At 71.6% G+C, this 12,786-nt stretch carries 14 protein-coding genes; 8 read left to right on the forward strand and 6 right to left on the reverse strand.

Features of this window, described 5'->3' with window-relative positions; all coding sequences use genetic code 11:
- Positions 1-14: 14 nt before the first annotated feature.
- The 4 genes from ACWC97_RS25670 (at position 15) to ACWC97_RS25685 (ending at position 4,512) form a co-directional block, all read left to right on the forward strand.
- Positions 15-1,121: a pyridoxal-phosphate-dependent aminotransferase family protein gene (locus ACWC97_RS25670; RefSeq protein WP_450651807.1), complete on the forward strand. Its 1,107-nt coding sequence runs from the start codon at positions 15-17 to the stop codon at positions 1,119-1,121.
- Between the two features lie 178 nt (positions 1,122-1,299).
- Complete coding sequence (locus ACWC97_RS25675) at positions 1,300-2,178, forward strand: class I SAM-dependent methyltransferase (protein ID WP_385211543.1); 879 nt, start codon at positions 1,300-1,302, stop codon at positions 2,176-2,178.
- Entirely contained in the window at positions 2,175-3,452 is a 1,278-nt protein-coding gene (locus tag ACWC97_RS25680) for a hypothetical protein (RefSeq protein WP_450651809.1), read from the forward strand. The genes ACWC97_RS25675 and ACWC97_RS25680 overlap by 4 nt, the downstream gene beginning before the upstream one ends.
- 40 nt (positions 3,453-3,492) lie before the next feature.
- A complete protein-coding gene (locus ACWC97_RS25685; protein WP_450651811.1) occupies positions 3,493-4,512 on the forward strand; it encodes a VOC family protein in 1,020 nt (339 codons plus the stop codon).
- 5 nt (positions 4,513-4,517) lie between these two features.
- On the opposite strand, the gene ACWC97_RS25690 is transcribed toward ACWC97_RS25685, so the two are convergent.
- The 3 genes from ACWC97_RS25690 to ACWC97_RS25700 all read right to left on the reverse strand — a co-directional run bounded on the left by ACWC97_RS25690 (position 4,518) and on the right by ACWC97_RS25700 (position 7,108).
- The gene (locus ACWC97_RS25690) at positions 4,518-5,579 is read right to left on the reverse strand and encodes an aminotransferase class V-fold PLP-dependent enzyme (RefSeq protein WP_352275079.1); all 1,062 of its coding nucleotides are present in this window, start codon (positions 5,577-5,579) and stop codon (positions 4,518-4,520) included.
- 92 nt (positions 5,580-5,671) lie between these two features.
- On the reverse strand, positions 5,672-6,379 hold the full coding sequence (locus ACWC97_RS25695) for a DsbA family oxidoreductase (protein ID WP_352275078.1): 708 nt from the start codon (positions 6,377-6,379) through the stop codon (positions 5,672-5,674).
- Between the two features lie 153 nt (positions 6,380-6,532).
- Entirely contained in the window at positions 6,533-7,108 is a 576-nt protein-coding gene (locus ACWC97_RS25700; protein ID WP_385211659.1) for an XRE family transcriptional regulator, read from the reverse strand.
- A 289-nt stretch (positions 7,109-7,397) separates the two neighbouring features.
- On the opposite strand from ACWC97_RS25700, the gene ACWC97_RS25705 reads away from it, so the two are divergent.
- From ACWC97_RS25705 to ACWC97_RS25720, 4 genes are all read left to right on the forward strand, one after another.
- Entirely contained in the window at positions 7,398-7,598 is a 201-nt protein-coding gene (locus ACWC97_RS25705; protein WP_450651813.1) for a hypothetical protein, read from the forward strand.
- Positions 7,598-7,810 carry a DUF7848 domain-containing protein gene (locus ACWC97_RS25710; protein WP_450651815.1) on the forward strand — a complete coding sequence of 71 codons (213 nt, stop codon included), beginning with the start codon at positions 7,598-7,600 and terminating at the stop codon, positions 7,808-7,810. Before ACWC97_RS25705 ends, ACWC97_RS25710 begins: the two co-directional genes overlap by 1 nt.
- 1,160 nt (positions 7,811-8,970) lie before the next feature.
- The gene (locus ACWC97_RS25715; RefSeq protein ID WP_450651946.1) at positions 8,971-9,741 is read left to right on the forward strand and encodes an SPASM domain-containing protein; all 771 of its coding nucleotides are present in this window, start codon (positions 8,971-8,973) and stop codon (positions 9,739-9,741) included.
- Positions 9,671-10,009: a hypothetical protein gene (locus ACWC97_RS25720; RefSeq protein ID WP_450651817.1), complete on the forward strand. Its 339-nt coding sequence runs from the start codon at positions 9,671-9,673 to the stop codon at positions 10,007-10,009. The genes ACWC97_RS25715 and ACWC97_RS25720 overlap by 71 nt, the downstream gene beginning before the upstream one ends.
- A gap of 263 nt (positions 10,010-10,272) precedes the next feature.
- On the opposite strand, the gene ACWC97_RS25725 is transcribed toward ACWC97_RS25720, so the two are convergent.
- The 3 genes from ACWC97_RS25725 to ACWC97_RS25735 all read right to left on the reverse strand — a co-directional run bounded on the left by ACWC97_RS25725 (position 10,273) and on the right by ACWC97_RS25735 (position 12,778).
- Complete coding sequence (locus tag ACWC97_RS25725; RefSeq protein ID WP_450651819.1) at positions 10,273-10,659, reverse strand: nuclear transport factor 2 family protein; 387 nt, start codon at positions 10,657-10,659, stop codon at positions 10,273-10,275.
- 86 nt (positions 10,660-10,745) lie between these two features.
- Positions 10,746-11,261, reverse strand: coding sequence for a hypothetical protein (locus ACWC97_RS25730; RefSeq protein WP_352275075.1), 516 nt, complete (start codon positions 11,259-11,261; stop codon positions 10,746-10,748).
- A complete protein-coding gene (locus ACWC97_RS25735; RefSeq protein ID WP_450651821.1) occupies positions 11,258-12,778 on the reverse strand; it encodes an aldehyde dehydrogenase (NADP(+)) in 1,521 nt (506 codons plus the stop codon). The genes ACWC97_RS25730 and ACWC97_RS25735 overlap by 4 nt, the downstream gene beginning before the upstream one ends.
- Positions 12,779-12,786: the final 8 nt, after the last annotated feature.

Here is a 12,786-nt window from a genome sequence, read left to right on the forward strand (position 1 = left end):
AAGAGAGCACCGCCGTGACCCACCCCTTCCTCGACCTCGCCCCGCTCACCGCCGCGCGCTTCGCGGCCATCGAGCAGCGGGTCGCCGGCCTCCTCGCCACCGAGCAGGACGTCGTCATCATGCAGGGCGAGGCGCTGCTCCCGCTCGAAGGCTGCATCCGGGGCGGCGCCCGGCCCGGCACGACCGCGCTGAACGTGGTGACCGGCCCGTACGGGCAGACCTTCGGGAACTGGCTGCGGGACTGCGGTGCCGAGGTGATCGACCTGGCGGTGCCCTTCCACACGGCGGTCACCGCCGACCAGGTCGCGCGGGCGCTGGCCGAGCACCCGGAGATCGACTTCGTCTCGCTGGTCCACGCGGAGGCGGCGACCGGCAACACCAACCCGGTCGCCGAGATCGGTGAGGTGGTCCGCGCGCACGGGGCGCTGTTCATGCTGGACGCGGTCGCCTCGGTGGGCGCCGAGCCGCTGCTGCCGGACGCCTGGGGCGTCGACCTCTGCGTGATCGGCGCGCAGAAGGCGATGGGCGGCCCGGCCGGGGTGTCGGCGGTGTCGGTGAGCGCGCGCGCCTGGGAGCGGATCGCCGCCAACCCGCAGGCACCGCGCCACTCCTACCTCTCGCTGCTGGACTGGAAGGAGCGGTGGATCGACGACGGCCGCAAGGCCCTGCTGCACGCCCCCGCCCAACTGGAGATGCTGGCCCTGGAGGCGTGCGTGGAGCGGATCGAGGCCGAGGGGCTGGACGCGGTGATGGCCCGGCACGCCTCGGCGGCCGCGGCGACCCGGGCGGGCGCGGTGGCGCTCGGCGGCGGCCTCTCCCCGTACGTGCACCTGGCCGGGGAGGCGGCGCCGGTCGCCACGACGCTGCGCGCCCCCGAGGGCGTGGACGCCGCCGGACTGGTCGCCCGCGGGCTGGCCGCCGACCCGTCGCTGCCGCTGATCGCGGGCGGCGGCGCGCTGTCCAAGGAGATGATCCGGGTCAACCACTACGGCGTGGACGCGACGCGGGGCGCCGTGCTCTCCTCGCTCGCCGCCCTGGGCTCGGCGCTGGCCGACACGGGCCGCCGGGTCGACCTCGAGGCGGCCGGCAAGGCCGTCGCGGAGGCGTGGCCGAACGCGTGACCTCGCGGTCTCTCCCGTGAAGTGCCAGCTCCGGACGGGTCGTTGACCCCTCGCTCCCTGGCGGGCGCCGAGCACCGGTGCGTACTATGTGGGGCCTGATCATGAGCCCCGGCATCCCGGAACCGGGGGCCGGGGCGGTGATCGGCCAGGTACACACGGACCCACGGGAGATGCGCCTATGCGTTGTGGAGTAGAACTGACCGCCTATCTCGTCAACGAGTCGCGCGCCAGGATGCCCGAACTCGCCGAGGACCCACTGGCAGCCGCCTGGATCCCGGAGAGCGACCGGCCGGCGGTGCGCGAGCTGTGGGCCGAGTTCGCCGGCACCGTCTACCCCCACGACGACCTGGTCGTCTCCCTGCGCGGGAGATTCATCGCGGACACCCTGGCCCGCGCGCTGGAGAAGGACCCGGACACGGTGCTCGTGGTCTGCGGGGCCGGATTCTCCTCGTACCCCTGGCTGCTGCCGTTCCGGACGGCCATCGAGGTGGACCTGCCGGACATGATCGCCGCCAAGCAGGCCCGTACGGCGGAGCTGGTGGCGTCCGGGGCGCTGCCGGAGCGGGACGTCCACCACCACGCCGCCGACCTCGCCGGGGCCGCCTCCCGCGAGGAGCTGGCCGCCCTGGTCCGCAAGGCGGCCGACGGGCGCCCGGTCGCCTACGTGGCCGAGGGGCTGGTCTTCTACCTGCCGCCGGACGAGGCGCGCGCGGTCGTGGGCCTGGGGGCCGAGTTCGGCCCGTGCGCGGTCACGGCGGTCAGCTACTGGCCCGCCGCGGCCGCCGGGAGCCAGGTCCTCGCCGACCAGCGCACGTGGTTCCGCAGCCGCTCGGTGCCCGAGGACGCCTCGTACCTGACCCACCACGGCCTGACCGAACTGCTCGGCGACGGGATCGAGGACTGCGGCCCGGAGGACCTCCAGCGGCGCTACCTCGGCCGGATCGACGTGCCCGAGTCCGAACTGATCCCCGAGTACGTGGCGGTGTCCTGGCACAACTCCGCGCGCGGCGTCCCCGGACAGGGCGTTCCGGGACGAGCCACCGGAGCGACGCGTTGAGACAGGTGCTCCACCTGCAGAGCAGGGCGTACCCCGTGCACCACAACTCCCCGCCCCTGGAGATCGACTCCTTCCAGGTGCCGGGCCACGGCACGTTACGCCCGGTCGCCGGCGAGCTCGGGTCGCTCGGGTACAACCCGGACCACACCATCGAGCTGGACCTGAAGGAGATCATCACCCAGGTGATCACCCTGCCCGGCACGGAGATCGTCGGCTGCCACGCCCGGATCCTCAGCGCCGGCAGCATCCTGGTGACGTACGCGCTGCGCCACGAGACCGATCTGCGGCTGCTGCCGCTCGCCGAGCTCGACACGCTGGACGCCCACGTGAACACCCTGCTCCGCGACGCGGACGGTCCGATCCTCAGCGCGGTGCTGACGGCCGCGGCGGCCTGCGGGATGGTGCAGGGGCTGGCGCTGCGGCCGGACCTGGCGGGCACCGGCGTGGCCGCGCCGGTGGACCGCCAGTCCGCCCGGTACAACTGCCACTTCGTCACCGAGGACCCGCCGTGGTCGTCCGATCCGCGGCTGCCGGAGTTCAGCCCGGGGCCGCACTGCCGGATCCTGCTGCCGTACACGTACGCCTGGGACCGCGACCCGGAGACCCCGCTGCCCGAGCTGCGGACGATGACGGAGCCGACGGACATCGCGACGGCGCAGCAGTCCCTGCTGGTGGGCGCCCTGCTGGGCGGGAAGCGGATCCTGGTCGACCTCGCGAGGGCCGGGGCCCCCACGACCGATGTGCACGCGTTCCGGCGCTTCCTGGACGGGGTCTGGTCCGACTACCACCACCTCGACGGCTACCGCATAGAGTCCGCCCAGGGCCCGCGGGCCACCTATCTGGCGGCCCGTGAGTCCATCGGCCTGGACAACACCCAGGAGCGGACCGACAAGCTGCTCGGCTACGTCGGCAACTCGCTGCTGGCCGCGGCCTCGCAGCGGACCGAGGCGCTCGACACCCGGCTCAACCGGGTCGCCGCCACGCTCGCCATGGTCGCGGCGGCCTCGTTCAGCCTGGACGCCGCGGTGTTCCTGCTGCCCGAGTCGGCGTCGCTGGCTCCCCGGGTGGGGATCCTCAGCGGGCTGATCGGGCTGACCGGGATCGGCATCCTCGCCCTGTTCCTCCCCGGACGCCGTCACCGCCGGATCGCGGCACCGCAGGTGCTGCCGCGTCAGCGCAGGTCCACGCCCACGCCCACGCCCACACCCACGCCCGTACCCGTCCCCGTTCCCGTGCCCGAGGGGCGGCCCATCGATCCGTCCCCGCGGGCGTAATCCGCTGTACCCCCGAGGTCCGGGCGGAGAGAGTGGGCCCATGACCTCATTCGTGCGCCACATCACCATCGACTGCGCCGACGCCTACACCCTGGCCGGATTCTGGGCCGGGGTGCTCGGCGCCCCGGTCGGTGCCGACGACTCGCCCGGTGACCCGGAGGTGGCCGTCGAATCGCCCGACGGAGCACTGCTGTTCATCACGGTCCCGGAGGACAAGCGGGTCAAGAACCGGGTCCACCTGGACATCCAGCCGAAGGACCGGACCCGGGACGAGGAGGTCGAGCGGCTGCTCGCGCTGGGCGCCACGCTCGTGGCCGACCACCGCAGGCCGGACGGCCGGGGCTGGGCGACCCTCGCCGACCCGGAGGGCAACGAGTTCTGTGTCGAGCTCGGCCCGGCGGAGCGCGCCGCCCTGACCGGGGCCAGGTTGCCGGTCACGGCGGACGACGTGACCGAGGTGGTACGGCTGGCGGCCGAGGCGCTCCGGGGTGCCCCCGCGGACCGCTGGGACGAGCCGGCCGGGCCCCTGGAGTGGACCTGCTGGGAGACCGTGGAGCACCTGAGCGACGACCTCTTCTCGTACGCGGCCCAGCTGGGCCCGCAGCGGCCGCCGCTGGACGACTACGTCCCGTACCGCTGGGGCGCTGACCGCGAGGGCGGTCCGCAGAACGCGGTCTTCGCGGACCGGGCGGCCGGGCCGGACGGGCTGCTGTGGACGCTGGAGGCGAACGGCGCGATGCTCGCCGCGATGGTGCGTACGGCCCCGGCGGAGCGGCGCGCGTTCCACTCGTACGGGATCTCCGACCCGGAGGGCTTCGGCGCGATGGGGGTGGTGGAGACCCTGGTGCACATGGACGATCTCGCCGCCGGTCTGGACGTGGCGTGGAACCCGCCGGCCGCGCTGTGCGACCGGGTGCTGGCCCGGCTGTTCCCGGACGCCCCGGCGGACGCGGACCGGTGGGCCGTGCTGCGCTGGGCCACCGGCCGCGCCGAGCTGCCCGGCCACCCGCGCCTCACGGCGTGGAAGTGGCGGAGCGCACCGCTGGACGGAACCGCGTAGGGGTTTCAGCCCGCGAGCACGTCCAGGACCCGGTCCACGTCGGCCTCCGTGTTGTACACGTGGAACGAGGCGCGCAGGTTCCCGGCCCGGTTCGACACCACGATCCCGGCGCGTTCGAGGTCCGCGCCCCGGTCGCCGAGGCCGGGCACGGCCACGATGGGCGACCGGCCGGGCACCGGCTCGTGGCCGAGCCGGACCAGCCCGGCCCGCATCCGCGCCGCGAGCCCGGTGGCGTGGGTGTGAACGGCATCCACCCCGATCTCCGCCAGCAGCGCGAGGGACCGCTCGGCGCCGTGGTACGCGAGGAAGGCGGGCGGGGCGTCGAAGCGGCGCGCGGTCCGGGAGAGCCGTTCGACCGGGCCGTAGACGCTGTCCCAGGGGTCCTCCGCGGCGCTCATGGCGGCGTGGAGCGGCGGCAGTCCGGGCTGCGCCTCTTCGGTGACGGTGAGGTAGGAGGTGCCGCGCGCACCGAGCAGGAACTTGAAGCCGCCGGTGACGGTGTAGTCGTACTCGCCCGCCTCCAGCGGCAGCCAGCCGGCCGACTGGGTGGCGTCGATCAGGGTCCGGGCGCCGTGGTCGGCGGCGGCCGCGCGTATCGCCTTCAGGTCGGCGGTGCGGCCGTCGGCCGACTGTACGGAGGAGAGGGCGACCAGCGCGGTGTCCGGCCCCACCGACTCGGCCATCCGCTCCAGCGGCACGTAGCGTGTCCGGAGGTCGCCGCGGATCGCGAACGGGCCGACGACGGAGCTGAACTCTCCCTCCGGGGCGAGTACTTCGGCCCCCGGCGGCAGCGAGGCGGCGATCATTCCGACGTGCACGGATACGGAGCCGCCGACCGCGACCCGGTCGGCGTCGACCCCGGCGAGACGGGCGAAGCGCTCCCGGGCGGCCTCCACCACCGCGAAGTCGCCGGAGCCGTCGGTACGCCCCGAGGAGAGCGTCCCGGCCAGCTCCGTCACGGCGGCCAGGGACCGCCGGGGCAGCAGCCCGCAGGAGGCGGTGTTGAGGTAGGTCTTCGTCGGCGCGAACTCGTCGTCCACGAGGGTGCTCAGCGAGGCATCATCCATGCGCCCAGCCTGGGGTCCCCCCGGCCCCCGGTCAATCACGGACGGCCGGGGGCAGGGAGGGGGGACGCTCGTCACCGCTTCCGGGCGGGCCCTCAGGGGCGCGGGACCTCGCAGCTTCCGTCGGCGTCGCAGGCCGCCGCGTCCCCGCCGAGCGCGGTGAGCGGGCGGTCCTTCCACGCCTGCTCCAGCGCCTGGGCGAAGACCTCGGCGGGCTGACCGCCGGAGATGCCGTAGCGCCGGTCGAGCACGAAGAACGGCACCGCGTTGGCGCCCAGCTCGGACGCCTCGCGCTCGTCGGCCCGCACCTCGGCCGCGTACGCCTCCGGGTCGGCGAGCACGGCCCGCGCCTCGGCCCCGTCGAGCCCGGCCTCGACGGCCAGCTCGACCAGCACCTCGTCGTCGTAGACGGACCGCTCCTCGGCGAAGTTCGCCCGGTAGGCGAGGTCCAGCAGCGCGTCCTGTCGGCCGCGGGCCTTGGCGAGGTGGAGCAGCCGGTGGATGTCGAAGGTGTTGCCGTGGTCGCGGCCCTCGGTGAGGTAGCCGAGCCCCTCGGCCCGGGCGTTGGCCGCGACGTTCTCCTCCATGCCCCGCGCCTCCTCGGGGGTGCGGCCGTACTTCTGCGCCAGCATGTCGATCACCTGCGCGGTGTCGCCCTTGGCCCGCCCGGGGTCGAGCTCGAAGGACCGGTGCACGACCTCGACCTGGTCCCGGTGGGCGAACCCGGCCAGCCCCTTCTCGAAGCGGGCCTTCCCGATGTAGCACCAGGGGCAGGCGATGTCGCTCCAGATCTCGACGCGCATGTCTCTTCTTCTCTCGTTTTCCTCGTACCACTGCCCGAGCAGCGCGGAGCCACCCTCCGCCCCCGTCCACAACACGGGACCGGAGGTCCTCATTCCCGTGCCGGGGAACGTCCCTCAAGCCAGGGCGCCGCTACAGGGCTCTCCGCTTTCGCACTACCGGTGAATCGCGCGGCTCCACAGCTCTTCGGCATGCTCCGCGAACCGGTCGAACATGCCGCCTTCGCCGTGTCGGCGCAGATGCAGCAGCGGTGAGTCATGCCCCACCAGTCGCGCCAGGTGGGGGGTCACCAGGGCTTCGTCGTCGAAACGGAAAACCGACAGGCTCACATGGTTGATGGCGTCGAGCGGGGCGGAGAAGCGCGCTTCGACGTTCTCCAGGGCGCCGAGCCGGTCAAGGTGCTCCAACGTGATACGGACACGCGTCGAAACCGAGAGCGCCACGTCCTCGATCTCCTCACGCTGCCGGGTCACCTCCCCGTCCGGGTCGCCCACGAGGAATCGCACCCGGCATCCCGATTCGGCCTTGCGCCGGACGGTCTCGGCGAAATGGGGAACCTGCGTCCAGAAGAAGTAGTTCGTATAACCGGCCAGGAACAGTTCGTCACCGGCGGATTCGACCAACTCCGTCCAGGTGGTGGAAGGGCACGCCGATCGGTAGGGGTAGCTGTGGACCAACTCCCGGTCGTTCCCGGTCTTGAACCTTTCCTGCACCGCTTTCGGCCACACCATGTCTTCGTCAACTCCCAGCGCCCGGCAGGCGTCCGCTCGGTTCCTCGCGTGGGGTGTCAGCTCCTGATTGCTGAGCCATCGCTCCACCTGCTTGGACGATACCCCCACCCGGTATGCGAGTTGACGCGAGGTGAGTCCGGCATCGTCCATGGCGGACCTGAGCGCGGTATTCAATATGTCAACCCCCTTGCGCCGCCCTTTTGGGCCTTCTCCGAGACTAGCGGCCCACGTCCCAACTGTCGCCGTCGCGCTCAGGGAAACGTCCGCGAGGGTGAGTAACCATCAGCGCATGACTGAACCAAGGCGGTACCCCGACACTCCAGCCCTTCAACTCCCCCTGTTTCCTGAGCTGGCGGAGCCCGAACCGGTCGAGGGATGCGCGGGTTGCGCCGAGCTGGCCAGGGTCCGTGGCTGGGCCCGCGCGGGGCTCGACCGGACGACCGTGACGGACTGCAACGTCCTGATGCGACGGCATCCGGACGGTCACTGATGAGTATCCGCGCCACGTTCCGATACGTACCCAACACGTTCGTGCAGGCACCGGAGAGTGGTGTGACGGCAGAGTTGTTCTGCACCTTCATCGGGTGTGGCACGTCGTCCGGACCGCAGACCCGCCCCGAAGCCGCCCAGGAGTGGGCCCTGGGCCACACCGGCCTGCATCCCGGTCACGGCTTCTACCGGCGCGAGTACACCGACAATTGATGATGGCAGTTGACGCACTCGACCCCGGACCGGGTGGGGAATACCCGCACTTTCCCCGCGATGCGGACGGGCGGCCCGCTTGGGCCGACACAGCAAGGGGAGCCGATACCGTGATACCGAGAGGGATTCAGCGAGTTCGGCACGCCGACCGGCTCACGGATATCGATCGCCCCACCACCCGAACGGAACGCCGGTTACTCCCCCGACTATCGCTCCGAACGGCACGTACAGGGCATGAGCCTCGGTCCCTTGCCTGACGCCATATGGCGACAGGGCTCCAGGCAAGGGCCTCCGGGCACCGAACCCGCGCTTTGGCTTGCGCCTTTACCGTGAAGTGAGCCACGCTGCGAGTCCGCTTCCTATGGCCGTTGTGAGTACTGCCGCCAGCCATGCGGGGAAACGTCGGATTGTCACATGCAGTCCACCACATCGGAGTTCAAAGGAAGGGGAGCGGTTCTCATCGGTCGTCATGGACGCATCCCATCAAGATGTACAGGGTCGCGGCACGGGGATGGGGCGTGAACTTCCGTGAACTGCGGGGCCAGAACGTGAAATTGCGTGAAACCCATACTGCCGCGACTTCGACGGTTTATGCCCTAGCTAATTTGGGCCACAGCCAATAGTCGGATCGGGCGAAACCGGGCAAATTGCTTAGAAATTTGCTTGCTGCGAAAATTACGCCTCGGGTAGGAGGTGTCCCCATGCTGCGCAGACCCCGCCCCCGGGTGCCCCGAACTGACTGCTCCAGCAGTCGGCGGGGCCGCGGTCAGCGGGACGCGAACCACGCTGCAAGTGCGCTGCCAGCGACCGTGGTCGCCGTCGTGACGAGCCATCGGGGTATGCGCTGAACGGTCATGTGCAGTCCGCCGACGCGCAGTTCGAGGAATGGTCGAGGGGGGTGGGGCGGCATGACTGTGCCTTTGGGCATGATGGTGCCCCTCTCTGGATGGGTGGGGTGCAGGAACGGCACTTGCGAGACTCCGCAGATACGCGGTTCGTCGTTCCTGACGGTAAGCCACCCAGCCCTTCAACTGACTGCGAAACAGGAAAAGTTCAGCTATGTAGGCGAACAAATGATGGTGCCGTGAGCATTAAATAGCTACGATGTGGGTAAACTCGCCTTCACTTTCTGAGTCACTAACGGCACGTTGAATCTGGGGATGTGCCGAGGAGGCGATTCCCTCCATGCCCCGACTCCCCCGTGCTCTGTCCTCGGATGCCCCGAGCTGCCCCCGGCCACGTTCGCGGAGTACGGCGTGAAGCTGGCTACGTCGTACTACTCGGACACCGCCGAGGAACACGACCAGGTGACGCAACTGCGCGGATCGCACAGGAAAACTCGCGCCAATGTCCAGAAGGCGCTGGAACTCGGCATCCCGTTGCGTGGCGGAGTCGTCGCCGTGCAGGCCGGCCAGCGGGTACAGGAAGCCGCACGGGACCTTACGGCGCTCGGTGTCGGAACGGTTGGCGGTGACCGGACGCGTGCGTTCGGCCGTGCGAGCAACGGCGCAGCACCGACTATCGCTGATCTGTGCGGGCACTGCGCTCACGAGAAGTGTGCCATCGGCCCGACCGGCGACGTGTGGCCCTGCGTCCTTGGTCGATTCCTGACCCTCGGCAATGTGCTGGAAAAGCCGATCTCCGATATCTGGGGCGGCGCGCAGATGACCGAGGTCGCGGCCGAAATCGCAGCGGTTCACGGGGACGGTGTCCAGTCGTGCACTCCTCCGCAGTTCCTACCCATGTGCGGCCCCTGTGGTCCGTGCGTTCCTTCGGTCGGACACTGCGACCCCAAGGAAGCGGGCCCGCCGCTACGATCGCCGCACCGGCCTAGCCCGCTGAATGCAAGGGAGTGCACAGATGGACGATCACGGGGACGACTTCGGTCCATGGGGGTGGGAGGAGGACGGCAACGCCATTCAGCGGACTGAGGGTGAATGGCTCACCATCGCTCGATACGTCCGACACGCAGCCAACAAGCTCGGGCCGGAACTCCCGCTCTGCCTCCCTGGTGAACCGCAGGAATGCGGGCGGACGGCCCAACAGCACGTGATCGCTTGGGCCGCTCACCTCAAGGCCGTGTCCCATCACCTCATCGAGCAAGCCACCCCGAGCGAGGCCAGAGGCGCGCACGCCATCGGCCCGATGTATCAGCGCCGCCTGTCGGACCTGCGCGCGACCACCTTCGCGCCGCACTGACCGACCGGATAGCTCAACCAGCCCCGTCCATACGTCTCCCCCGGCGTATGGACGGGGCTTCCTGCTGCCCAACTTCCGTTGCATAGACGCTGGTCAGAGCCTCGCGGTAACCTATGGTTACGTTGGTTCACGCGCAGGCGATGTCGCTCCGGATCTCGACGCGCATGTCTCTTCTTCTCTCGTTTTCCTCGTACCACTGCCCGAGCTCTCGGGCCGAGGTGCGACACGGGGCTCTCCGAGGACGGACGCCGCCGCTCCGCGGCTCAGGCGCCGTCGGGCGGGACGGGGGTGGCCTGGTGGTAGTACATCCGCCACACCGTGGACGTACCCCGCCTGCGCCAGAGTGAGGTCCGCAGTGCGCGGTCCCCGCCGAGCGTGGTCTCGTAGGTGAGGTGCACCAGCCCGGGTGCCAGCAGGGCACCGGAGAAATTCGAGGGCTCGTAGTGCGGACCGCTCTGCGTCGAGCAGTCCATCTCGGGCAGCGCGGCGAGCATCTCGTCGTACGTCCACCGCCGCCCCGAGGCGCCGACCTCGAAGAACTCGGGGTCCAGCAGCTCCTGGGCGAGCGAGCGTGACATCCGTACGGCGGGGTCCATCAGACGCAGCTCGCCCGCGATCGCCTCGCGTATCTCATCCGTCTCCTGGTTCATCCCGGCATGCTCCCCGGGACAGCTCGGCGCCCACAACCGGGTTTCCCCGTACGGTCCGCGGCCGAGGGTGTCCCGCCGGCCCCGGTTCAGCCCTCGCCCTCGTCCTCGTCCTCGTCGAGTTCCGTGATCGGCCGGTCGGAGACCACGGCCACGAGGATCATCGGGGCGTCGCCGTCGCTCTGGTTGAGGGAGACCGCGATCCACCGTCCGCCGACCGGGCCCCACACCACCAGGTCGCCCAGGCAGTCCGTGTCGCAGAGCGCCTGGTAGAGCGGCGGGAGGGGTTCGCCCGCCGCGTTCCGGAAGATCGGGACCCGCATGCCCGCCGTGCGGTGCGGGCCCCATCGGCGGTCCAGCTCGGCGGCGAGCCCGGCGAGCCGGTCCGAGGCGGCGGCCTCGGCAGCCGCCCAGTCGGTCCCGTACACGCCCACCAGGTCGTCGCTCTGCCAGAGGGGCTCGATGCGGAAGCCCTCACCGGTCGTCGCGCTCCACTCGCCGGTCTCCGGCTCCCCCTCGTCGGACGTCGGCCCGGCGGCCGGGAGCGGCGCGGCGAGGAGGGCTTCGATGCGGGAGACCGGACCGGTGGGCCAGGCGGGTGTCACGACTCCCTGCGGCCGTCGACCCGGCGGGGCAGGCCCAGCGGGTTGTCCTCGTGGAGCTCGGGCGGGAGCAGGGCCTCGGGGGTGGTCTGGTACGTGATCGGGCGCAGCCAGCGTTCGATGGCGGTGGCGCCGACCGAGGTGGAGGTGGAGGTGGACGACGGGTAGGGGCCGCCGTGGTTCTGCGCGGGGGCGACGGCGACGCCGGTGGGCCAGCCGTTGACGAGGACCCGGCCGGCCAGCGGGGTGAGGGCCGCGAGGAGCGCGGGGGCGTCCGGGTCGGCACCGGTGGCGGTCTGGAGGGTGGCGGTGAGGTTGCCGGGGAGGCGGGAGAGCACGGCGGTGATCTCGTCCTCGGAGGCGTAGCGGGCGACGACGGTGACCGGGCCGAAGCACTCCTCCAGCAGCTCGTCGTGCGGGCCCTCGGCGACCAGGAGTCCGGCCGGTACGGTGAGGAAGCCGGCCGCGACGGTGTGCTCCCCGCCCGCGCCGGGGGTGACCGGGGCCTCGACGCCGGGGAGTTCGGCCCGGGTCCGGACGCCCGCGAGGAAGGCGTCGCGCATCCGGTGGTCGAGGAGGACCGCGGCCTCGGTGTCGCTGACCGCGTCGGTCAGGGACTTCAGGAACCGGTCGCCGCTCTCGTCCGCCGGGGCCAGGACGAAGCCGGGCTTGGTGCAGAACTGGCCCGCGCCCAGGGTCATCGAACCCGCAAGCCCGGCGCCGATCTCCTCGGCGCGCTCGGTCGCGGCCGCCCCGGTGACGACGACGGGGTTGAGGGAGCCCAGTTCGCCGTGGAAGGGGATGGGGCGGGGGCGGGCCGCCGCCGCGTCGAACAGGGCCCGGCCGCCGCGTACCGAGCCGGTGAACCCGGCGGCGGCGACGAGCGGGTGGCGGATGAGCTCGACGCCGGCCTCGAAGCCGTGCACCAGGATCAGCACGTCCTCGGGCAGGCCGACGCGGGCGGCCGCCCGGCGCAGCACGGAGGCGCACAGTTCGGAGGTGGCGGGGTGGTCCGGGTGGGCCTTGACGACGACCGGGCAGCCGGCCGCCAGCGCGCTCGCGGTGTCGCCGCCGGGGACGGAGAAGGCCAGCGGGAAGTTGCTGGCCGCGTAGACGGCGACGACGCCCAGCGGGATCTTGTAGCGGCGCAGGTCGGGCCAGGGCGGGGTGCGGTCGGCGTCCGCGTGGTCGATGTGGACGTCGAGGAAGGCGCCCTCCTCGACGACCTCCGCGAAGGACCTCAACTGGGCTGCGGTGCGGGCGAGTTCGCCGGTGAGCCGGGCCGGGCCGAGTGCGGTCTCCGCGTCGGCGGCCTCGATGACGTGCTCGCCGGCCTCGGTGAGCAGTTCGGCGGCGGTGCGCAGGAACGCGGCGCGCCGGGTGCGGTCGGCGAGGGACTCCCGTACCGCGTGGGCGGCCCGGACCGCGCGGTCGATCTCCTGCGCGGTAGCCTCCACCGCTACCTGCTCACGCGGGTTCCCCGTGCGGGGGTCGACGCTCCAGACTGGTGCTGCTGCCACCGTGGTTC

It is taken from the genome of Streptomyces sp. NPDC001108 (assembly GCF_053598535.1).